The organism is Pseudomonas sp. NFIX28, assembly GCF_900107395.1.
In the GTDB taxonomy this organism is placed as follows: domain Bacteria; phylum Pseudomonadota; class Gammaproteobacteria; order Pseudomonadales; family Pseudomonadaceae; genus Aquipseudomonas.
This window is the reverse complement of the sequence record NZ_FNPW01000002.1, coordinates 1-20,632: the sequence shown is the minus strand read 5'-3', so window position 1 is coordinate 20,632 and position 20,632 is coordinate 1. Positions and strand designations below refer to the sequence as shown.

Sequence of the window (20,632 nt, the reverse complement as noted above, 5' to 3'; positions counted from 1 at the left end):
TGTATGGCTTTTACGCAGTGCTACGTAATACCACGATCAAAGCGACTTTGCCTTGTACTAAGGTGCTGTGTTCTGTGCGCCGCTGCCGACGATCTTGAAGCGCAGCACGCCAATGACCTGCCCGTCTTCGGTCAGCACCCGGACCTGCCAGCTGCCGGCCGGATCGCCGGGGAAATTCTGCTTGTGCGACCAGGCGCGGTAGCCCTCCTTGCGCCCGCCGTGGATATCCAGGGCCACCCGGTCGACCTCTTTGCCGTTGAATTGCCAGACGTGATAAATGCGCTCGTCCAGCCCGCGCGGCGCATTGATCGCGGTGTAGGCATACAGCCCGCTGCTGCGCACGTCGTTCACGCTGACTTCCTTGAGGCTGGCGCCGGGGGTGCGGTCCTGCAAATGGGTGCTGATGGCTTCCTCGGTGATCCACAAGGTCGCCGGCGGGACCCAGGAGCGCAGCAGCCAGCCCGTGCCGCCGATGGCCAGGGTCATGCCCAGCAGCATCAGCGCGCCGCGCAGGTTGCGGATCGGAAAGATCGACGCGAGGCTGGGGAACGACAGCAGCATGGCGATGCCCAGGGCCAGCTTGAAGCTCTGCGCGGTGGTCAGGTGCAGGATGATCGGCAGCGCGGTCAGCAGCGCGGCGAACAGCGTCAGGGTGTGCAGGGCGAGGAACAGCCAGCGGCGCGGGGCCAGCCATTTGTAGTACAGCGGGTCGATGATCGAGACCAGCGCCGAGGCCGCCAGCAGGCCGGTGAAGACCAGTTGCCCGCTGTTCCAGGCGGTGGTGATGAAGAAGAACGGCAGGACGAAGAACAGGCTTTCCTGGTGGATCATCTGCGTGGCGTAGCGCAGTAGCGGCTGGGGAATTTCCCGCTTGAAGACCCGGGTGAACAGTTGGGTCAGGCTGTTTTCCAGCATCAGCCAGATCCAGCTCACCAGCATGATCACGGCGATCCAGGTGGCCAGGCCCTGTTGGCGGTCCACCAGGATGAAACTGCCGACGCCGGAAATGAAACCGCCGAGTGCAATGACTCCCGGGTAGCGCTTCATCAATTCCAGGATGCGCTGTACGTAATGAGTCAGGTTTGGCATTCGGCGATTCACACTAGAAAAAAATCCCCGACAGAATAACGGTTTAGCTGGGTAAAAGACGCATCAGGCACGGATTCGTTTGCGATAAGCCCGCCATCCGCACAGCACCAGAACAATCAGTGCCAGCATCCCCAGGACCAGCCCGCTCAACGCCGCGTAGCTCAGCAGCGGTTTTTCGATCCGCAGGTAGCCGGGCTGCTCCAGTAGCTTGCGCATGGCCTGGTTGGCCTGCTTCAGGCTGACGGCTTGCAGGCGCTTGGCCGGGTCGCTGAAACGCCCGTCCGCGTAGTCGCTCAAGGCACTCCAGTAATAATCCGCCAGTGCGCTGTTGCCCTGCACCGCCCAGGCCTGGCGAGCAATGGCGGCCTGTTGCAGGCGAGCGAAGGTCGCCGGGTCCAGGCCGTCCTTGAGCAGTTGCGCCTTGAGATCCTCGATCGCCTGCCGGGCCTCGGGCACGTCGGCGCGTTCCAGGTCGGCATTCAGGCTAAGAAAGCCGACGCCGCCGAATACTTCGCGCTCGCTGCTCGGTCCGTAGGAGAGTTCATGCTGCAGGCGCAGCTTGCGGTACAACGCCCAGTCCAGGTAGTTCTTGAGCAGATCGAAGGTTTCGTCGTGCTGCCGTTCGAGGGCCGGTTCGGGGAACAACCAATGCAGTTTGGCGCTGTCGCCGACCCAGCCACGGATCAGGTTGCGCTCGGCGGCGGCCGTTTGCTGGATGTCCGGCAGGCCCTGGTGCTCGCTCGGCTCCACCGGTTCCAGCGCGCCGTAGCTGCGCTCCAGGTAGGCGGGCAACAGGCGGTCGAGGTCGCCGACGACGATCAGGGTCATGTTGTTCGGCGCGTACCAGTCCTTGCGCAGCTTCTCCAGCTGTTCGAGGGTCAGTTGATCGACTTCGGCCCGTTCGGCGCACTTCAGGCCCAGTTCCACCGCCAGCTGGTTGCTGGCGGTGTGGCCCAGGTCCTGGCGGTCCAGCCAGCGTTGCAGGTGCGAGTAATGGCCGCCGTCTTCGCGTTCGACCACCCTTTTTGCCGTTTGCAGCGCGTGGTCGTTGAGCTCGGTGCGGGTCAGCAGGGCCAACAGCAGGTCCAGGACCTTGCGCTGGTTTTTCGCCGGGGCCTCGATGACGAAGGTGGTGTCGGCATTGCTGGTATAGGCGTTCCATTCGCCGCCCAGGGCTTGCATGCGCTCCTCCAGCCCACCCTCGCCGCCGGCGTCGATCCCGCTGAACAGCAAGTGCTCGAGCAGGTGCGGCAGTTCCTTGTCGGCGCAGCCGAAGTCGTCCAGCCCTACCCCGACCACCAGGCGAATCGCCACATGGCCGCGTTCGTTCCCCGGCTTGAGCAGCAATTGCAGGCCGTTGGGCAGCATGTAGCCTTCGACCTGGAAGCGATCCAGGGCAAACGAGTGGGCTGATCCGAGCAGCAGGCAGGCGAACAACAGACAACGCATAACAGGTTCCTTACGACGGGCGTAAGTTCAGGTTCTGTACCCAAACCGCCGCTTGGCGACTTTCCGTACAGAACCTTCTGACTTCGGGTAACTGTGGACGTTCAGGGTGAATGAGTGATGTCAGCCATATCGTCCACGGCGAGCGCGCCGGTTTCGGAGGAGCCCAGCACCACATAGGCACTGCCGCAAAACAGCGAATTCAAGCGCTTCATATCGGCGATCAGCTCCAGGTGCAGCGAACTGGTCTCGATGCTCTGGACGATTTTACGTTGCAGGCGGCTGACATGGGCATGGGCCAGGCGACGTTCCTGGGCGCGAAAGCGGCGTTTTTCCCGCAGCAGCTGCCGCGCGCTTTCCGGATCGGCGCTGAGAAACACCGACAGCCCGAGGCGCAGGTTGGCGATCAGCTGGTTATGCAGGCCGGCCAGTTCTTCCAGGCCGACTTCGGAGAAGGAGCGGCGTTGCGCGGTCTTCTGCTGCTGGACCTTGCGCAGCATGCGTTCGATCAGGTCGCTGGCCAGCTTCAGGTTGATGGCCAGTTCGATGATTTCGGCCCAGCGCCGGCTGTCCTGCTCGCCCAGGTCCTCGCGGGGCATTTGCGCCAGGTAGAGCTTGATCGCGCTGTAGAGCACTTCGACGTCGTCGTTGAGGTTGCGCATTTCCTGGGTGATGGCGGTCTGCTTGCCGCGCAGCACATCGAGCATGGCCTCGAGCATGTTGTCGATCAGGTCGCCGATGCGCAGGGTTTCCCGCGCTGCGTTGGCCAGGGCCAGGCTGGGCGTGGCCAAGGCCGCCAGATCGAGGTGGCGAGGCTTGGCCCGGCCATTGGTTTCCGGGCGTTCCGGCAGCAACCAGGCACAGACTTTGGCCATTGGCCCGACTGTCGGCAGCAGTACCAGGCAGCGCAGGGTGTTGTAGAGCAGGTGGAAACCGATCACCACTTCTTGCGGGCTGAAGTCCAGGCCGTCCATCCACTGGGCGAGCGGGTCGAGCACCGGAATGATCAGCACCAGGCCGATCAGCTTGTACAGCAGGCTGCCCAGCGCCACCTGGCGGCCGGCGGCGTTCTGCATGTTGGTGCTGAGAAAGGCCAGCACCCCGCTGCCGATGTTGGCGCCGATCACCAGGCCGATGGCCACCGGCAGGCTGATCACGCCGGCGCCGGCCAGGGTCGCGGTAAGCAGCACCGCCGCCAGACTGGAGTAGGAAATCATGGCGAACAACGCGCCCATCAGGGCGTCGAGCAGGATGTCGCCGGTCAGCGAGGCGAACAGGACTTTCACACCCTGGGCATGGGTGATGGGCGCGGCGGCCTCGACGATCAATTGCAACGCTAGGATGATCAGCCCCAGGCCGATTCCCACCCGTCCGAGCTGGCCGGCCCGGGTCTGTTTGCGCGACAGGAAGAAGATCACCCCGAGAAAGATCAGCAGCGGCGACAGCCAGGACAGGTCGAAAGTCAGGACCCGGGCCATCAGCGCGGTGCCGACGTCGGCGCCGAGCATGGTCGCCAGGGCGGGCGTCAGCGCCATCAGCCCCTGGCCGACGAACGAGGTGACCAGCATCGCCGTGGCGTTGCTGCTCTGCACCATGGCGGTGACCAGGATTCCGGAGATGAACGCCAAGGGGCGCTTGGCCATGTTCTGGCCGATGAGGTGCCGCAGGTTCGAGCCATAGACCCGCAGGATGCCGGTGCGGACGATGTGCGTGCCCCAGATCAGCAGGGCCACGGCGGATAGCAAATTGAGCAGGGTGAGCATAACGGCCCCCTGTGGTGAATAGCGCCCCAGAGGGGCAAGTTAACGGTGCCGCGCGTTGTTCTACGTTCTGTACTTAAGCTGTAGTTGGCTAACGGTCTGTGCGCCAGCATCGCATAGCCGATGCGGCGATTGAAACAAAACTGTCATAAAGAAAACGACTTTCTGCAGGCGTGAAAAAGGGGCTCGAAAGCCCCTTTTTCATTGCGCTCTCCGGTTATTGACCCGGGATGTCCTTGCGCAGTTTCACTGGCTCCTGCTGCTTTTTCTTTTTCGCGATGGCAGTGCGCATCTTGATGTTGATCGCCTCCACCGCCAGCGAGAAGGCCATGGCGAAGTAGACGTAGCCTTTTGGTACGTGCACTTCGAACGCCTCGGCGATCAGGACGGTACCGACCACCAGCAGGAACGACAGCGCCAGCATCTTCAGCGACGGGTGCTTGTCGATGAACTCGCTGATGGTGCCCGAAGCCAGCATCATCACCAGTACGGCAACGATGATCGCCGCCACCATGACCGGTACATGGGAAACCATGCCGACGGCGGTGATCACCGAGTCCAGGGAGAACACGATGTCGATGATCGCGATCTGGATGATGGTGTAGAGGAAGTTGCCGCCCTTGCCGCTTGGCTCTTCCGCGGTTTCGTCCTCGCCTTCCAGGGCGTGGTACATCTCCTGGGAGCTTTTCCAGAGCAGGAACAGGCCACCGAAGAACAGGATCAGGTCACGCCCGGAAATACCCTGGCCGAAGATCACGAACAGGTCGGCGGTCAGGCGCATGACCCAGGTGATCGACAGCAGCAGGAGAATCCGCGTGATCATGGCCAGCGCCAGGCCGAAAATCCGGGTCCGTGCCTGCATGTGCTTGGGCATGCGGCTGACCAGGATCGAGATCATGATGATGTTGTCGATACCCAGGACGATTTCCAGGGCAGTCAAGGTAAAGAAGGCAACCCAGATTTCCGGGTTGGTCAGCCATTCCATGTGTATTCCTTTGAGCGAGTGTTGTACCGCGCCAGTCGAGGCTTTCGACAACGAAGTCTAGCGGCCGGCGCAGTGAGTCAATTGCTTTTTATAGAGCGCTGAACAGCGGAAAAATCCCCATCAGCAAGGCGGCGAACATTATGCACAGGCAAACCAGTACTGCCCACTTGAGGGTGAAGCGCTGGTGATCGCCAAACTCGATACCGGCCAGGGCTACCAGCAGGTAGGTGGATGGTACCAGCGGGCTGAGCAAGTGGACGGGTTGGCCGACGATCGAGGCACGTGCCATTTCCACCGCGGTGATGCCGTAGTGGCTGGCGGCCTCGGCGAGGACGGGCAACACACCGTAATAGAAGGCGTCGTTGGACATGAAGAAGGTGAACGGCATGCTCACCAGCGCGGTAATCACCGCCAGGTATGGGCCCATGGCTTCGGGGATCACGGCCAGCAGGCTCTTGGACATGGCGTCGACCATGCCGGTACCGGACAGGATGCCGGTGAAGATACCCGCGGCGAAGATCAGCCCGACCACCGCCAGCACGCTGCCAGCATGGGCCGCGACGCGATCCTTCTGCTGTTGCAGGCACGGGTAGTTGACGATCATCGCGATACTGAACGCCACCATGAACAGCACGGGCAGCGGCAATAGGCCGGCAATCAGGGTGCACATCAGGCCGAAGGTCAGGGCGCCGTTGAACCAGATCAGCTTCGGACGGCGGGCGTCCGGGAATTGCGACACGCTGATTTCGCTGTGGTCGATCTCGTCGCCCTGCAGGTGCAGTTCACCCAGGCGCGCACGTTCGCGCTTGCCGTACATATAGGCAATCACCAGGATCGCCACCACGCCGGCCAGCATCGCCGGGATCATCGGCACGAAAATATCCGACGGATCGACATGCAGCGCACTGGCGGCACGCGCGGTCGGGCCGCCCCACGGGGTCATGTTCATCACGCCGCCGGCCAGGATGATCAGGCCGGCCATGATCCGCGGGCTCATGCCGATGCGGCTGTAGAGCGGCAGCATGGCCGCCACGCAGATCATGTAGGTGGTGGCGCCGTCGCCGTCCAGGGACACCACCAGCGCGAGCACGGCGGTACCGACCGAAACCTTCAGCGGGTCACCCTTGACCAGCTTGAGGATCTTGCGCACGGCCGGGTCGAACAGGCCGGAGTCGATCATCAGGGCGAAATACAGGATGGCGAACATCAGCATCACGCCAGTCGGCGCCAGCTTGGTGATGCCTTCGAGCATCATCGGGCCGATCTTCGGGGCAAAGCCGCCGAACAACGCGAACAGGATAGGAATGATGATCAGGGCGATCAGCGCGGACAGGCGCTTGGTCATGATCAGGAACATGAAGGTGATGACCATGGCGAAGCCAAGGAAAGTCAGCATGGGAATACTCCAGGCGTAGCGCGGCTAGGGAATGGCGAACCGAGGGGGATCAGCGCAGAACGGGAAGCGCGGGACGTGCTGGAGGAAGCGGGGCGAAAAGGCGGGTACGAACGGACATCAGAATCACCATTGTTGTTGTTAATTGGGCCGGGAGGGCGCGAAAACGCTCATTGGCCAACCGGTCTATTGCCGGTAGTGGGGGCGATCCTAATCGCGGAAGCTTTCAGCTACCTTTCGTTATGGAAAGCAATGATGAGAGGGGCCGCGAGCCGATGTGCGGTTAAAAAATAACCAGCGGGCTCGCTGGCCGGGTTTCCGGAGCATTCGATGGGAGGTTCTTTTCATGAGCCTGTTGCATACCGGCGGTTGCCACTGCGGCCAGCTGCGTTATCAGTTCAGCGGGCCGCTGCGCGATATCGCTCATTGCCATTGTTCGATCTGCCGACGGGTCAGCGGCGGCCTGGTGACCACCTGGATCACCCTGCCCCGCCCGGCTTTTCAATGGCTGGCCGGGACGCCGGCGCGCTACGATTCTTCGCCCGGCTGTGCGCGGTATTTCTGCCCGAACTGCGGCGCGCATCTGGCGCTGGTTACCCAGTTGAGCCCGGACAGCATCGACGTGACCATCGCCACCCTGGACCATCCCGAGCTGGCGCCGGCCGAGCGGCATATCTGGACCGACAGCCGTTTGCCCTGGCTGCATCTGGATGAGCACTTGCCGGGAGAGGCCGAGGAGACGTTATAGGTCGCGGGCGAGCCTTGAATGCGTAGGAGCGAGGCTTGCCCGCGAAGCTCTTGAGGTTACGGCAACTCCAGCCCGCCCGCCGCCTTGTGCAAGGCCCGCAGGTGTTCGCCGAGCTGTTTCAGGTTGGCCTCGTTGGCGGCGATTTCGGCGGCGCGGCTCGGTTCCAGCAAGGCCCGCACCTCCTTGTCCAGGTCGCCGGTCAGGGCCTGCAACTGTTTCTGGCGCAGGCTGCTTTCCGCTTCCAGGCGTTGCCATTCGCCCGGCTGCGGCAAGCCATACCCGCTGCTACCGAGCAATTCGGCCGGACGACTGAGGAAACCGCTGCTGGCGAGGATTTCCTGCAGGGTCTTGTTGGCCTTGTCCATGCCGCCGTTCTGCAGCTCGCGAGCCCCCAGATACCGCTGCTTGACCTCATCCTGGGCCAGCAGCAGCTGACGCCGGAAGCTCGCCTGTTCGAGCAGCAGCAAGGCCGCGCTGGTGCGCAGGTCCGCCTGGTCGAACCACTGGCGACGCTGCGCGGCACTCAGGGACAGCCAGTCTTCCACGCTGTTCTGCTTGATCGGCAGGTGCTTTTTCAGCACCTCGAACATCGCCTGGTAACGGTCGCGGAAGGAGTCGAAGCGATACCCCAGGCGCAACGCTTCGCGAGGATCGTCCAGCACGCTGGTGTCGGCCAGGCCACGGCCCTTGAGCACTTCCAGCAAGCCATTGGGCATGATGCTGTCCAGCCCGGTGAACTGGGCATTGTTGCTGCCACTGCGCAGCAGCTTCAGGCTTTCCACGGCGCAGTTGTTGGACAGGAAGTAATAGTTGCCGTCGTAGCTCCAATGCATCTCGGCCGCGCGCTCGACCACTTCTTCGATCTCGCTGCGCGACAGCTTCAGCGGCACCGAGGCCAGGCTGCGCAACTCGGTCTTGGTGTATTCGTCGATGACCTGGGCCAGCGGCAGGATAAACAGGCGGGACGGGTATTTGCCGACCAGGCCGTCCCAGCTCGACAGCTGCACGTCGCCGACAAAGGCCCGGTAGGACAGCACCAGGTGCTGGTCCAGGTCCAACCGGCAATCCGGCCCGCGCGGCCGGCCAGGTGCGCAGATCACCAGGCGCAGCATGCTGTGCCCCCAGCGGCTGACCCAATTCTGGTTGGCTTCGGCCAGCAGGTAATCCACGGCATAGACCCGTTCCGGGTCGACCTTGCCCAGCGGCTGCTTGGCGAAGTCATTGCCGGCGTTGAGGAAGGCAAAGGACTGGGCACACGTGTCCTTGGCCTTCGGCGCCCAGCCGAAGTGTTCCTGGTAATAGCGGTAAAGCGCCGGGCGCCGGCAGGCGTAGCTCGGGTCGAGGAGGAAATACTCCATGTTTACCGCGACGAACTCTTTCGGGTTGGTCGTTTCGTAGATATCCGGGCTGCGGGCGACCTGGCGGTTGTATTGCTCGCGTTCGCCGCGGCGGCCGACGTATTGCGGCCAGCCGGCGAGGTCGAGCAGGCGCGGGTCGTCGCTGAGGGTGAAGCGGCGCGCAGTCTGGCCACGGCACTGGTCCGGCAGCCCGATCAGGCCCGAGGCGCTGTTCTGGCGGCTGCAACGCTGGATTAACGTGCGCTCGGCGCCCGACCACAGGCGCGAGCGGTCATAGATATGGGTGAGTTCATGCAGCACGGTGGCGAGCATTTCCCGGCGCACGGTGCCATGAGGGCGATGGGTTTTCTGGGTGGCCGCGCTGCCGTCGGCGAGGCTGGCCAGCAGTTTGCGATTCAGGTCGAGCTCGTCGACCAGCGATGCCTGGCCATAGGCGTTATGAGGCATGTTGTCGGTCCAGCCGACGTCGATGCGACGGTCCAGTTGCTCGATGAAGCGCGGCGGTAGCGCTTGCATCGCCTCATCCAGCAGCGCCTGGGTGGCGTGCTGTTGCTGCGGGCTCAAGCCTTCGGCCTTGAGCCGCAGTTGCAAGCCGGCCTGAGCGCTGTTGCCCAGGAGTAACAGCGCTGCGCCCAGCAGCCAGGCAGCGAGCGGCCTCACAATGCGAGGATGGCTTCGGCGAGCACCTGGTCACTGGCGTCGCGGGCTTCCGGCACGCGGTTACGCAAGGTATCGAAAGCGGCTTCCAGCTGGACACCACGAATGCCGCCATCGCTGGCGACAAAACTGGCGGCATCGTCATGCGCGGCCCGTACGATTTTCGAGTCGCGGATGGAGGTGGTGGTGTCCGAGGTGAAATCGATGGTGCGCTCAAAGGCTCGAACGATGATGTTACTGGTGGCTACCAGGGTTTGTGCCTGGGCCACATCGGCCAACAGCAACAGGCCAAGGGTGGCAGCAATCAGCGGGCTACGCATGGAACGACTCCGGGATGACAGGGATAGTTATTGGACGAGAATTGCCTGCGCCAGTTCAAGGTCGCCGACATGAAGTTGTGGCTGGGTTTTACGCAGGTATTTCAGGGCTGACTCCAGCCGGGCTCCACGCAGGTGGCCGTCAGTGGCGACGAACGCCGCGGCGTCATCCTGGGCGGCCACGATGCGTTTGTTGTCGAAAGGCGCGGACGTCACCTTGCTGGTGGCGTAGCCCGTGATGACCAGGCCTTGTGTGCTCAGGTCGAAGGCTGCGACTGGGGCTGCCCAGCACGCGGCAATCAAGGAAGGGACGGTAAGCAAGGATGTGAAAAAACGCATGAGTCTCGACAGCTGGAAAACCAGCGGCAAGGCTAGCGCAATGCCCGGGCGAGAGCCAGCGCCCAGGGTTTCGGGTGCGTTGGGCGCACCCGTCGCCGGACCGAGGGTCAGATCGTCAGGATGGCCTGAGCGAGCTGGGCGTCGGTAGCGCTCAGTTGTGGCAACTGTTGGCGGATATGGTCAAACGCGCTTTCCAGTTTCACACCGCGAATGGCGCCTTCGGTGGCGACAAAGCTGGCGGCGTCGTCACGAGCGGCGCGCACGATTTTATTGTCGCGAAGCGAGGATGTGACGTCGGAAGTTGCATCGGAAGTGGCTTTGAGCGCACCGACTAGCGCATCGGTGGTAACGATAAAGCTGGAGGCGTGGGCATTGGAGGCCAAGGCCAGCAAGGCAGCAGCGCTGAGCAGGCGAAGACGGGACATAGGTAAAAACTCCTTGATAACAGATAGGGTGGTGCTGAGTGGGCACCGGGTAGCCACTGCGGGGCAGAATCAGGCGCCCCATCAGGAATATCGCTACACGCTACAGGATATTAGGCCCACCCTATCTGTTCGAATAGCCCTCTTCTGCTGTCTGGGGACGAACTAGCGCCAGAAGGGCTTTTCCAGTTCCGCCATGCGATCGCTGTGGCTGATGCCAACGTCGGACAATTGCTGATCGTTGAGCCCCGCCAGCACACGGCGTGTTCGGGCGTTCTGGTGCATCTGACACAAGGCGCGGTACAGGCGTTGCCATGCGCTAATCTGAGGATGGGAAAAGGTTAGAGGTGCGATACGTCCTGGTATGTGGTTCATGGTGCGGTCCTTTCGGCAGGCCGAAGTCAGGGACTTGGGACACCATGTTGCTACTCGTACAGCGGCGTATACAGATACACCAGGGTCAAATTGTACTGGTTCAGTTGTATTTATATTAAAACTGTACCGGTCATGCTTGAACCTTTCTGTACGGCTAAATCTTGGGTTGCCGGACTGCCAAAACGACAAAACCCGTCGCGGTTGCCCGCGACGGGTTTCGTTTTTTCAATTCGGGGTGCTGGCGGTGGACCCGGTGGGTCAAGGCCAGCGACGCTAACTTAGCGCCAGAACGGCTTGCTCAGCTCTTCGTAGCGTTGAGCTTCGCTGATACCTGCGTCAGCCAGCAGACGCGAATCCAGGCGAGCCAGTTGGTGGCGGCTGGAGATGCGGCGCTGCCACAGCATCAGGTTGGCGAGAACGCGCAGAGGCAGGGAAGCCTGGGTTTTTGCAGCTTTGTCTTCGAAGAACAGTTCGGAACTGAGTGTACGTTCCATGGTGTGCATCCTTCCGCTTGTGGCGGGATTAGGTAGTGGTTTAACTGGTGCCCATGATCCTCCTCTCGCGCCAGTCTCTGTAGATACAGTTCATCTGTATTGTGAGGGACCAGTTAACTGTTTATAGGTGCTGTACTGTTCGGAAATGATGCAACTGTACCTGTCAGCACCATTTAGGTGCGTTTCGAGGTGTTTTGTCGAAAGTGACCAGCGTTTTAGGGGTTAAAAGACCGGTACAGTAGTACAGTTTTTGAAAGCTGCTTGAGGGGTATCGATGAGCTGGCGCAACTGTTCTTGTGCCAGCCCCCGACTGTACCCATCACACAGCGAGCATGCGCCCGGTTTCTTCCAGGTTCATGTGCCAGCGCAGCGCATCGCGCAGGATGTGGGGGGTGTGACCGCCCAGCGCGCAGGCGGCGGTGAAGTAATCATTCAACGCCTGGCGATAGTCCGGGTGCACACAGTTGTCGATGATTACCCGTGCCCGCTCCCGTGGGGCCAGGCCGCGCAGGTCGGCCAGGCCGATCTCGGTCACCAGGATGTCGACGTCGTGTTCGGTGTGGTCGACATGACTGACCATCGGCACCACGCTGGAAATCGCCCCGCCCTTGGCAATCGACTTGGTGACGAAGATCGCCAGGTGGGCGTTGCGGGCGAAGTCTCCCGAGCCACCGATGCCGTTCATCATTCGCGTACCGCAGACATGGGTGGAGTTGACGTTGCCGTAGATGTCGAACTCCAGGGCGGTGTTGATGCCAATGATGCCCAGGCGGCGCACCACCTCAGGATGGTTGGAGATCTCCTGCGGGCGCAGCACCAGCTTGTCCTTGTAGCGCTCCAGGTTGCCGAACACATCGGCGTTGCGGCGGCTCGACAGGGTGATCGAACTGCCCGAGGCGAAGCTCAGCTTGCCGGCGTCGATCAGGTCGAAAGTCGAGTCCTGCAGCACTTCGGAGTACATCGTCAGGTCTTCGAACGGCGATTCGATCAGGCCGCACATTACCGCGTTGGCAATGTTGCCGATGCCCGCCTGCAGCGGGCCGAGCTTGTTGCTCATGCGGCCGGCATCCACTTCCTGCTTGAAGAAGTTGATCAGGTGATTGGCGATGCCTTGGGTTTCGCTATCTGGCGTCGAAACGGTGGATGGCGAGTCTGCCTGGTTGGTAATGACGATAGCGACGATCTTTTCCGCCGGGATCGGGATGGCCGTGCTGCCGATACGGTCATCGACCTTCACCAGCGGAATGGGCGTACGGGTCGGCCGGTAGGTCGGTATATAGATGTCGTGCAGGCCTTCCAGGTTCGGGTTGTGCGCCAGGTTGATCTCGACGATCACGTGCTTGGCGAAGATCGCGAAACTGGCGGAGTTGCCCACCGAGGTGGTCGGCACGATATGGCCCTGCTCGGTGATCGCCACGGCTTCGATGACGGCGATATCCGGCAGCTTGAGCTGCTGGTTGCGCAGCTGTTCCACGGTTTCCGAGAGGTGCTGGTCGATGAACATCACCTCACCGGCGTTGATCGCCTTGCGCAGGGTGCTGTCGACCTGGAACGGCATGCGCCGGGCCAGGACACCGGCCTCGGTGAGTTGCTTGTCGAGGTCATTGCCCAGGCTGGCGCCCGTCATCAGGCTGATTTTCAGTGGGGTCAGCTTGGCGCGTTCGGCCAGCGCATGGGGCACGGCCTTGGCTTCGCCGGCGCGGGTGAAGCCGCTCATGCCGACGGTCATGCCGTCCTGAATCAGAGCGGCGGCGTCGGCGGCGCTCATCACCTTATCCAACAACGAAGGCAAGCGGATACGATCACGGTACATGGATTGTTATCTCGGGCAACGGAAGCAAGATGCGCAGTCTAGTGATTTCAAAAAAATTCGTCCCGCTACCAAGGTCGAATGAAAGACCGCGATTTAGAGCCTTTGGTCGGGTTTGTGCGGGAAATAAAAAACCCCAGCCTACTAAAGGCTGAGGTTTTGGGTGTTGCGCTGGAGCAGGTTTTACTCGACGGCTTTGACCATGTCTTCGATGACTTTCTTGGCGTCGCCAAACACCATCATGGTCTTGTCCAGGTAGAACAGTTCGTTGTCCAGGCCGGCATAACCGCTGGCCATCGAGCGCTTGTTGACGATGATGGTCTTGGCCTTGAACGCCTCGAGAATCGGCATGCCGGCGATCGGCGATTTCGGATCGTTCTTCGCCGCCGGGTTGACCACGTCGTTGGCGCCGAGCACCAGCACCACGTCGGCCTGGCCGAACTCGGAGTTGATGTCTTCCATCTCGAACACCTGGTCGTACGGCACCTCGGCCTCGGCCAGCAGTACGTTCATGTGGCCGGGCATGCGCCCTGCTACCGGGTGGATCGCATACTTCACGGTCACACCGTGGTGGGTCAGCTTTTCGGTCAGCTCTTTCAGCGCGTGCTGTGCCCGAGCCACCGCCAGGCCATAGCCTGGAACGATGATCACGGTGTCGGCGTTGGTCAGTAGGAAGGTCGCGTCGTCGGCCGAGCCGGACTTCACCGGACGAGCCTCTTGCGCGCCTGCCGGGCCGCCAGCGTCGGCAGTGTTGCCGAAGCCGCCAAGCAATACGTTGAAGAACGAGCGGTTCATCGCCTTGCACATGATGTAGGACAGGATTGCACCGGACGAACCCACCAGGGAGCCGGCGATGATCAGCATCGAGTTGTTCAGCGAGAAGCCGATCCCCGCCGCTGCCCAGCCCGAATAGCTGTTAAGCATCGACACCACCACCGGCATGTCGGCACCGCCGATCGGGATGATGATCAGCACGCCCAGCACGAAGGCCAGCACCAGCATCAGGGCGAAAGCGCCGAGGTTGCCGGTGAGCATGAAGGTCACGCCCAGGCCCAGGGTTGCCAGGCCGAGAATCAGGTTCAGCTTGTGCTGGCCGCCGAACTGTACTGGTGCGCCCTGGAACAGGCGGAACTTGTACTTGCCCGACAGCTTGCCGAAGGCGATCACCGAACCGGAGAAGGTAATGGCACCGATGGCCGCGCCGAGGAACAGCTCCAGGCGGTTACCGGCTGGAATCGCATCGCCCAGCTGCTTGACGATACCCAGGGACTGCGGCTCCACCACGGCAGCGATGGCAATGAACACCGCTGCCAGGCCGATCATGCTGTGCATGAAGGCCACCAGTTCCGGCATCTTGGTCATTTCCACGCGCTTGGCCATGATCGAACCGGCGGTGCCGCCAATCAGCAGGCCGACGATCACGTAGCCGATGCCAACAGTCGCCAGTTCCGCGCCGAGCTTGAACACCAGGCCGACGGTGGTGACGATCGCCAGCGCCATGCCGAGCATGCCGAACAGGTTGCCGCGACGCGACGTGGTTGGGTGCGACAGCCCCTTGAGGGCCTGGATAAAGCAGATCGACGCGATCAGGTAGAGCGTCGTTACCAAATTCATGCTCATTACTTGGGCGCCTCTTCTTTTACGGCTTTCGGGGCTTTTTTCTTGAACATCTCAAGCATGCGGCGGGTTACCAGAAAGCCACCGAACACGTTGACCGCGGCCAGGGCCACGGCCAGCGTGCCCATGGTCTTGCCCAGCGGGGTCACGGTCAGGGCGGCGGCCAGCATGGCACCGACGATGACGATCGCCGAAATGGCGTTGGTTACCGCCATCAGCGGTGTGTGCAGCGCGGGTGTAACGTTCCAGACCACGTGATAACCGACATAAATCGCCAGCACGAAGATGATCAGGTTGTAGATACCGGGGGAGATAAGCTCTTCCATCGTCTGAATCCCTGCTTAGGCGTTTTTACGGATGACTTGGCCGTCGCGGCACATCAGGCACGCGGCGACGATGTCGTCTTCTAGGTTGACCTCGAACTGACCTTCTTTGGTGAAGACGAGCTTCAGGAAGTCCAGCAGGTTGCGGGCATACAGCGCCGAGGCGTCGGCCGCTACGGCGCCGGCCAGGTTGGTCGGGCCGACAATGGTCACGCCGTTCTCGACGACTACCTGATCCGCCACGGTCAGCGGGCAGTTGCCGCCCTGGGCCGCAGCCAGGTCGATGACCACCGAGCCTGGCTTCATCTGGGCCACGGTTTCGGCGCTCAGCAGGAGCGGCGCCTTGCGGCCTGGAATCAGTGCGGTGGTAATCACGATGTCCGCCTGCTTGGCGCGCTCGTGTACGGCCTGGGCCTGGCGCTGCATCCAGCTGGCCGGCATCGGGCGCGCATAGCCGCCGACACCGACGGCGCATTCACGTTCTTCATCGGTCTCGTAAGGCACGTCGACGAACTTGGCGCCCAGGGATTCGATTTGTTCCTTGACCGCCGGACGCACATCCGAGGCTTCGATCACGGCACCCATGCGCTTGGCGGTGGCGATGGCCTGCAGACCGGCCACCCCGGCACCGAGAATCAGCACGCGAGCGGCTTTCACAGTGCCCGCGGCGGTCATCAGCATCGGCATGAAGCGCGGGTAGTAATGGGCAGCCAGCAGCACCGCCTTATATCCGGCGATGTTGGCTTGCGAGGACAGCACATCCAGGCTCTGAGCCCGCGAGGTACGCGGCGCTGCTTCCAGGGCGAAGGCGGTAATCCCGCATTCGGCCATCTTGGCGATGGTCTCATTGCTGAACGGATTGAGCATGCCCACCAGGACGGTGCCGCTTTTGATCAGGGCCAGCTCGCTGTCGCTGGGAGCTACGACTTTGAGAATCAGCTCGGCGCCGAATGCATCGTTGGCGCTGCCAATGGTTGCACCTGCCGCTTCATAGGCACTGTCGACAACGCTGGCGTTGATGCCGGCGCCGCTCTGCACAGTGACTTTATGACCCTGGCCGATCAGTTTCTTGATGGTTTCCGGGGTTGCAGCAACCCGTGTTTCACCCGTTTGGGTCTCGAGAGGAACACCAATGTGCACGTCAAATCTCCTGCGTGATCTTATTGCTTTCGATCTTTTCTAGAAGGCCAGCGCACTGCGGATGGTGCAGCTGGGGCGGCCGATCAGCACGATCCCGCCAGAATCAAGGCGGGGCGCGGCATTTTGCAGGCGAACATAACGCCCTTCAAGGGATTATGAGGGGTGACGGAAAATTAACTACAAGTCACCCCGTGACCGAATGTCGCAAGGGTACGGCTCAATCCCTTGTAGGCCGTGACTTGTAAGGATTTCGGCGGAAAATAAAACAATTTTCACATTGGTCATGTGAATGGGCTTTTATGACCCCCATAAAACCCTACAAGCCACGTGGTTAGGCGCTTGTAGGACGGTTGTCCCGCTTATCGATACAGTCTGCTTAAATGCGACATTTAGTTATATCTGTAGTGTTTTGTGTTTATTGACTACGAAGTCAGCTTGTCTCCCTGCCCTGCTATTTCTCCAGGCTGTAGCTTTGAGCCTGCTCCACCAGCCAATCGCGAAACGCCCTTAAAGATGCCGATTCCACCTTGCGCTCTGGAATCATCAGGTAATACGCCTTGATGCTCGTCAACGCTTCGGGGTTGGCAATCACTAGGCGCTTTTCCCTTAGTTCCCGTTGAATAAGGAATGGCGGGATCAGGGCGATACCCATGTCGTGCATAGCGGCCTGGGCCAGCATGGAGAATAGTTCGTAACGCGGGCCTGTCATGTCGCGAGGGATATTCAGGTGCTGTGAGTTGAACCATTGGCGCCAGGCATAGGGGCGCGTGGTCTGTTGCAGTAGCGGCAATTCGGCGATTTCCTCGGCGCTCAGCCGAGTGCGGTTGCCCAGCATTGTCGGGCTGCACACCGGCATCGGGTTCTCGCCCATCAGGCGATGAGATTGGGTGCCCGACCAGTCGGCGTCGCCAAAATAGATCGCCGCGTCAAAGTCGGTATCGGCGAACAGAAAAGGCCGGGTGCGGTTGGTCAGGTTGACCGTGACCTCCGGGTGCCGTTGCTGAAAATCCTTGAGACGGGGCAGCAGCCATTGGGTGCCGAACGTCGGGACCACGGCCAGTTCGATGACATTGGCGCCCTGCTGGCCCATGACCGAAAGCGTGTCGCGCTCCACCGCATCCAATTGGGTGGCCACGCGACGGCTGTAGGAGAGCCCGGCCTCGGTCAGCTTGACGCCGCGTCGAGACCGACGAAACAGCTCGACCCCGAGAAACTCTTCCAGGCTGGCGATCTGTCGGCAAATGGCGCCTTGCGTCAGCGAAAGCTCCTGTGCCGCCTTGGTAAAGCTCTCATGACGTGCGGCGGCTTCGAAGCTGATCAGGGCGGCGGTGCTGGGAATCTTTCTACGCATGTACGGCAATCTCACTAATGGACTCGCTAAAAGCCGCTTTCGGCTGTTACGGAGTGAGAAATTAGCACAACAGTATGCTAAATCCTCGTTTGCCGCGGCCGCAAAGCCGGCCTAGGATCAGTCCACGAAATGTTGACCTACTTCACGAGGACTCACTCATGGGCGGTAAAGCAAGCTTCAACTGGATCGATCCCCTTCTGCTGGATCAACAGCTCACTGAAGAAGAGCGCATGGTGCGCGACAGTGCCGAGCAATTCGCTCAGGGCAAGCTGGCGCCGCGGGTGCTCGAAGCTTTCCGTCATGAAAAGACCGACCCGGCGATTTTCCGCGAAATGGGCGAAGTCGGCCTGCTGGGCGCAACCATTCCTGAGCAGTACGGTGGCAGCGGTCTGAATTATGTCTGCTACGGCCTGATTGCCCGTGAAGTGGAGCGTGTGGATTCCGGCTACCGCTCGATGATGAGCGTGCAGTCCTCCCTGGTGATGGTGCCGATCAACGAATTTGGTACTGAGGCCCAGAAACAGAAGTACCTGCCGAAACTGGCTTCCGGCGAGTGGATCGGTTGCTTTGGCCTGACCGAGCCCAACCATGGCTCCGATCCGGGTGCGATGATTACCCGCGCTCGCAAGGTGGACGGTGGTTACAGCCTGACCGGCAGCAAAATGTGGATCACCAACAGCCCGATCGCCGACGTGTTTGTGGTCTGGGCCAAGGACGATGCTGGCGACATCCGTGGCTTCGTCCTGGAAAAAGGCTGGAAGGGCCTGAGTGCTCCGGCCATTCACGGCAAGGTCGGCCTGCGCGCCTCCATCACCGGCGAAATCGTCATGGACAACGTCTTTGTGCCGGAAGAGAACATCTTTCCGGAGGTGCGTGGCCTTAAAGGTCCGTTCACTTGCCTGAACTCTGCCCGCTACGGCATTTCCTGGGGCGCTTTGGGTGCGGCCGAGTTCTGCTGGCACACCGCTCGCCAATACACGTTGGACCGTCAGCAATTCGGCCGCCCGCTGGCGGCTACCCAACTGATCCAGAAAAAACTGGCGGACATGCAGACCGAGATCACCCTCGCCCTTCAAGGCTGCCTGCGTTTGGGCCGGATGAAGGATGAAGGTACGGCGGCGGTGGAAATCACCTCGATCATGAAGCGTAACTCCTGTGGCAAGTCGCTGGACATTGCGCGCATGGCTCGCGACATGTTGGGCGGCAACGGCATTTCCGACGAGTTCGGCATCGCCCGTCACCTGGTCAACCTGGAGGTAGTGAACACCTACGAAGGCACCCACGACGTCCATGCGTTGATCCTGGGTCGCGCGCAGACCGGCATCCAGGCGTTCTATTAATAGGAGAACGACCATGGGCGCGTTATCTCATTTGCGGGTGTTGGACTTGTCGCGAGTGCTGGCCGGGCCTTGGGCCGGCCAGATCCTGGCGGACCTGGGGGCCGAGGTGATCAAGGTCGAGCGTCCGGGCAACGGTGACGATACGCGCGCCTGGGGGCCGCCCTTCCTCAAGGATGCTTATGGTGAGAACACCACCGAGGCGGCGTATTACCTGTCGGCCAATCGCAACAAGCAATCGGTGACCATCGACTTCACTCGGCCGGAAGGTCAGCGCCTGGTGCGCGAACTGGCGGCCAAGTCCGATATATTGATCGAGAACTTCAAGGTCGGCGGTTTGGCGGCTTATGGGCTGGACTATCAGTCGCTGAAAGAGCTCAACCCCAATCTGATTTATTGCTCCATTACTGGCTTCGGTCAGACTGGGCCTTACGCCAAGCGTGCTGGCTACGACTTCATGATTCAGGGGCTGGGGGGGCTGATGAGCCTGACCGGGCGTCCCGAGGGTGATGAGGGCGCTGGGCCGGTGAAGGTTGGCGTGGCGTTGACGGACATTCTGACGGGGCTGTACTCGACGGTGGCGATTCTTGCCGCGCTGGCGCATCGGCAACACAGCGGTGGCGGGCAGCACATCGATATGGCGCTGCTGGATGTGCAGGTCGCGTGCCTCGCCAACCAGGCGATGAACTACCTGACCACCGGGGTTTCTCCCAAGCGCTTGGGGAATGCTCACCCGAATATCGTGCCGTATCAGGACTTTCCGACGGCGGATGGCAATTTCATTCTTACCGTGGGCAATGACGGGCAGTTCCGCAAGTTTGCCGAAGTGGCGGGCCAGCCGCAGTGGGCGGACGATCCGCGCTTTGCGACTAATAAAGTGCGGGTTGCCAATCGTGCGGTACTGATTCCGCTGATTCGTCAGGCCACTGTGTTCAAGACCACCGCTGAATGGGTCGCCCAGTTGGAGCAGGCGGGGGTACCTTGTGGCCCTATCAACGACCTGGCGCAGATGTTCGAGGATCCGCAGGTCAAGGCGCGCGGTTTGGCGATCGAGCTGCCTCATGTATTGGCGGGGTTGGTGCCTCAGGTGGCAAGTCCGATTCGTCTCTCCGAAACACCGGTTGAGTACCGTTATGCGCCTCCTCTATTAGGAGAGCATACCGCCCAGGTTCTGCAGCGAGTGCTGGGGCTTGAGCTTGAGTCCGTAGACGCCTTGCGAGCCTCGGGCGTGCTGTGAATGTGTCCTTCTATATAGAGAGCATCTAATCCTTCTATATAGAAGGCTTGAAAACACCCTGTTTCAGGGTGTTTTCAAGTTTATTCATAGTAAAAGCAAATTAGGGGTTGACGGCAGATTCTGGAAGTCTATAATTCGCCCCACTTCCGGCGCAGTCGAAACGGAAAACTCCTTGAGATTCAACGAGTTACACGGTTTTCGGCAGCGGTCACGCTTCAGCTCATCGAAGCCCGAAGGAGTTGATTCGGCAGTGTGTTTTCGCCGAGTTAACGGTTCGATCTTCTCGGTCGAAAGCGGAGAAAAAGAGGTGTTGACAGCAGCGTGTAACGCTGTAGAATTCGCCTCCCGCTGACGAGAGATCGGAAGCGCAAGTGGTTGAAGTTGCAAAGGAAACTTTGAAAACTTCTTAAAATAACCGCTTGACAGATGCAGAG

At 61.0% G+C, this 20,632-nt stretch carries 20 protein-coding genes; 3 read left to right on the top strand and 17 right to left on the bottom strand.

Annotated elements, in window-relative coordinates; translation table 11 throughout:
- Positions 1-57: 57 nt before the first annotated feature.
- From BLV20_RS03475 to BLV20_RS03455, 5 genes are all read right to left on the bottom strand, one after another.
- Positions 58-1,089 (bottom strand): DUF5924 family protein, encoded by a 1,032-nt coding sequence (locus BLV20_RS03475; RefSeq protein ID WP_092297082.1) that lies wholly within the window; start codon positions 1,087-1,089, stop codon positions 58-60.
- Between the two features lie 63 nt (positions 1,090-1,152).
- Complete coding sequence (locus BLV20_RS03470) at positions 1,153-2,538, bottom strand: M16 family metallopeptidase (protein ID WP_092297078.1); 1,386 nt, start codon at positions 2,536-2,538, stop codon at positions 1,153-1,155.
- Positions 2,539-2,639: 101 nt separating this feature from the next.
- Positions 2,640-4,298 carry a Na/Pi cotransporter family protein gene (locus BLV20_RS03465; RefSeq protein ID WP_092297075.1) on the bottom strand — a complete coding sequence of 553 codons (1,659 nt, stop codon included), beginning with the start codon at positions 4,296-4,298 and terminating at the stop codon, positions 2,640-2,642.
- Between the two features lie 214 nt (positions 4,299-4,512).
- The gene (locus tag BLV20_RS03460) at positions 4,513-5,280 is read right to left on the bottom strand and encodes a TerC family protein (RefSeq protein WP_092297072.1); all 768 of its coding nucleotides are present in this window, start codon (positions 5,278-5,280) and stop codon (positions 4,513-4,515) included.
- An 88-nt stretch (positions 5,281-5,368) separates the two neighbouring features.
- Positions 5,369-6,676 (bottom strand): CitMHS family transporter, encoded by a 1,308-nt coding sequence (locus BLV20_RS03455; RefSeq protein WP_092297069.1) that lies wholly within the window; start codon positions 6,674-6,676, stop codon positions 5,369-5,371.
- A gap of 343 nt (positions 6,677-7,019) precedes the next feature.
- Here BLV20_RS03455 and BLV20_RS03450 point away from each other — a divergent pair, with 343 nt between their 5' ends.
- Complete coding sequence (locus tag BLV20_RS03450) at positions 7,020-7,421, top strand: GFA family protein (RefSeq protein WP_092297066.1); 402 nt, start codon at positions 7,020-7,022, stop codon at positions 7,419-7,421.
- A 56-nt stretch (positions 7,422-7,477) separates the two neighbouring features.
- Here BLV20_RS03450 and BLV20_RS03445 read toward each other — a convergent pair whose 3' ends face one another.
- The 11 genes from BLV20_RS03445 to BLV20_RS03395 form a co-directional block, all read right to left on the bottom strand.
- The gene (locus tag BLV20_RS03445) at positions 7,478-9,439 is read right to left on the bottom strand and encodes a DUF7844 domain-containing protein (RefSeq protein WP_092297063.1); all 1,962 of its coding nucleotides are present in this window, start codon (positions 9,437-9,439) and stop codon (positions 7,478-7,480) included.
- A complete protein-coding gene (locus BLV20_RS03440) occupies positions 9,436-9,756 on the bottom strand; it encodes a DUF2388 domain-containing protein (protein ID WP_092297060.1) in 321 nt (106 codons plus the stop codon). Before BLV20_RS03440 ends, BLV20_RS03445 begins: the two co-directional genes overlap by 4 nt.
- A 27-nt stretch (positions 9,757-9,783) precedes the next feature.
- Positions 9,784-10,092 (bottom strand): DUF2388 domain-containing protein, encoded by a 309-nt coding sequence (locus tag BLV20_RS03435; protein WP_092298455.1) that lies wholly within the window; start codon positions 10,090-10,092, stop codon positions 9,784-9,786.
- Between the two features lie 107 nt (positions 10,093-10,199).
- Positions 10,200-10,517, bottom strand: coding sequence for a DUF2388 domain-containing protein (locus tag BLV20_RS03430; RefSeq protein ID WP_092297056.1), 318 nt, complete (start codon positions 10,515-10,517; stop codon positions 10,200-10,202).
- Between the two features lie 162 nt (positions 10,518-10,679).
- The gene (locus BLV20_RS03425; protein ID WP_175540135.1) at positions 10,680-10,889 is read right to left on the bottom strand and encodes a DUF1127 domain-containing protein; all 210 of its coding nucleotides are present in this window, start codon (positions 10,887-10,889) and stop codon (positions 10,680-10,682) included.
- A gap of 278 nt (positions 10,890-11,167) precedes the next feature.
- Entirely contained in the window at positions 11,168-11,383 is a 216-nt protein-coding gene (locus BLV20_RS03420) for a DUF1127 domain-containing protein (RefSeq protein ID WP_007924247.1), read from the bottom strand.
- A 319-nt stretch (positions 11,384-11,702) separates the two neighbouring features.
- Entirely contained in the window at positions 11,703-13,196 is a 1,494-nt protein-coding gene (locus tag BLV20_RS03415) for an acetyl-CoA hydrolase/transferase family protein (RefSeq protein ID WP_092297053.1), read from the bottom strand.
- 180 nt (positions 13,197-13,376) lie between these two features.
- Positions 13,377-14,813, bottom strand: coding sequence for an NAD(P)(+) transhydrogenase (Re/Si-specific) subunit beta (locus tag BLV20_RS03410; protein ID WP_092297050.1), 1,437 nt, complete (start codon positions 14,811-14,813; stop codon positions 13,377-13,379).
- On the bottom strand, positions 14,813-15,136 hold the full coding sequence (locus tag BLV20_RS03405; RefSeq protein ID WP_003187010.1) for an NAD(P) transhydrogenase subunit alpha part 2: 324 nt from the start codon (positions 15,134-15,136) through the stop codon (positions 14,813-14,815). Before BLV20_RS03405 ends, BLV20_RS03410 begins: the two co-directional genes overlap by 1 nt.
- 15 nt (positions 15,137-15,151) lie before the next feature.
- Positions 15,152-16,273 carry a Re/Si-specific NAD(P)(+) transhydrogenase subunit alpha gene (locus BLV20_RS03400; RefSeq protein ID WP_092297047.1) on the bottom strand — a complete coding sequence of 374 codons (1,122 nt, stop codon included), beginning with the start codon at positions 16,271-16,273 and terminating at the stop codon, positions 15,152-15,154.
- Between the two features lie 451 nt (positions 16,274-16,724).
- Positions 16,725-17,624 carry a LysR family transcriptional regulator gene (locus BLV20_RS03395; RefSeq protein WP_092297044.1) on the bottom strand — a complete coding sequence of 300 codons (900 nt, stop codon included), beginning with the start codon at positions 17,622-17,624 and terminating at the stop codon, positions 16,725-16,727.
- Positions 17,625-17,782: 158 nt separating this feature from the next.
- Here BLV20_RS03395 and BLV20_RS03390 point away from each other — a divergent pair, with 158 nt between their 5' ends.
- A complete protein-coding gene (locus tag BLV20_RS03390) occupies positions 17,783-18,964 on the top strand; it encodes an acyl-CoA dehydrogenase (protein ID WP_092297041.1) in 1,182 nt (393 codons plus the stop codon).
- 13 nt (positions 18,965-18,977) lie between these two features.
- Positions 18,978-20,198: a CaiB/BaiF CoA transferase family protein gene (locus tag BLV20_RS03385; protein ID WP_092297038.1), complete on the top strand. Its 1,221-nt coding sequence runs from the start codon at positions 18,978-18,980 to the stop codon at positions 20,196-20,198.
- A gap of 84 nt (positions 20,199-20,282) precedes the next feature.
- On the opposite strand, the gene BLV20_RS31665 is transcribed toward BLV20_RS03385, so the two are convergent.
- Positions 20,283-20,632: hypothetical protein (locus BLV20_RS31665; protein ID WP_256577646.1), on the bottom strand; the 350-nt coding region annotated here is incomplete at its 5' end.

What these genes read in the sequence shown, in the direction of transcription:
- BLV20_RS03410 (WP_092297050.1), bottom strand. Translation starts at nt 14,813, where the DNA reads ATGAGCATGAATTTGGTAACGACGCTCTACCTGATCGCGTCGATCTGC.
- BLV20_RS03395 (WP_092297044.1), bottom strand. Translation starts at nt 17,624, where the DNA reads ATGCGTAGAAAGATTCCCAGCACCGCCGCCCTGATCAGCTTCGAAGCC.
- BLV20_RS03405 (WP_003187010.1), bottom strand. Translation starts at nt 15,136, where the DNA reads ATGGAAGAGCTTATCTCCCCCGGTATCTACAACCTGATCATCTTCGTG.
- BLV20_RS03440 (WP_092297060.1), bottom strand. Translation starts at nt 9,756, where the DNA reads ATGCGTAGCCCGCTGATTGCTGCCACCCTTGGCCTGTTGCTGTTGGCC.
- BLV20_RS03390 (WP_092297041.1), top strand. Translation starts at nt 17,783, where the DNA reads ATGGGCGGTAAAGCAAGCTTCAACTGGATCGATCCCCTTCTGCTGGAT.
- BLV20_RS03415 (WP_092297053.1), bottom strand. Translation starts at nt 13,196, where the DNA reads ATGTACCGTGATCGTATCCGCTTGCCTTCGTTGTTGGATAAGGTGATG.
- BLV20_RS03425 (WP_175540135.1), bottom strand. Translation starts at nt 10,889, where the DNA reads ATGAACCACATACCAGGACGTATCGCACCTCTAACCTTTTCCCATCCT.
- BLV20_RS03460 (WP_092297072.1), bottom strand. Translation starts at nt 5,280, where the DNA reads ATGGAATGGCTGACCAACCCGGAAATCTGGGTTGCCTTCTTTACCTTG.
- BLV20_RS03470 (WP_092297078.1), bottom strand. Translation starts at nt 2,538, where the DNA reads ATGCGTTGTCTGTTGTTCGCCTGCCTGCTGCTCGGATCAGCCCACTCG.
- BLV20_RS03435 (WP_092298455.1), bottom strand. Translation starts at nt 10,092, where the DNA reads ATGCGTTTTTTCACATCCTTGCTTACCGTCCCTTCCTTGATTGCCGCG.
- BLV20_RS03430 (WP_092297056.1), bottom strand. Translation starts at nt 10,517, where the DNA reads ATGTCCCGTCTTCGCCTGCTCAGCGCTGCTGCCTTGCTGGCCTTGGCC.
- BLV20_RS03420 (WP_007924247.1), bottom strand. Translation starts at nt 11,383, where the DNA reads ATGGAACGTACACTCAGTTCCGAACTGTTCTTCGAAGACAAAGCTGCA.
- BLV20_RS03475 (WP_092297082.1), bottom strand. Translation starts at nt 1,089, where the DNA reads ATGCCAAACCTGACTCATTACGTACAGCGCATCCTGGAATTGATGAAG.
- BLV20_RS03465 (WP_092297075.1), bottom strand. Translation starts at nt 4,298, where the DNA reads ATGCTCACCCTGCTCAATTTGCTATCCGCCGTGGCCCTGCTGATCTGG.
- BLV20_RS03450 (WP_092297066.1), top strand. Translation starts at nt 7,020, where the DNA reads ATGAGCCTGTTGCATACCGGCGGTTGCCACTGCGGCCAGCTGCGTTAT.
- BLV20_RS03455 (WP_092297069.1), bottom strand. Translation starts at nt 6,676, where the DNA reads ATGCTGACTTTCCTTGGCTTCGCCATGGTCATCACCTTCATGTTCCTG.
- BLV20_RS03385 (WP_092297038.1), top strand. Translation starts at nt 18,978, where the DNA reads ATGGGCGCGTTATCTCATTTGCGGGTGTTGGACTTGTCGCGAGTGCTG.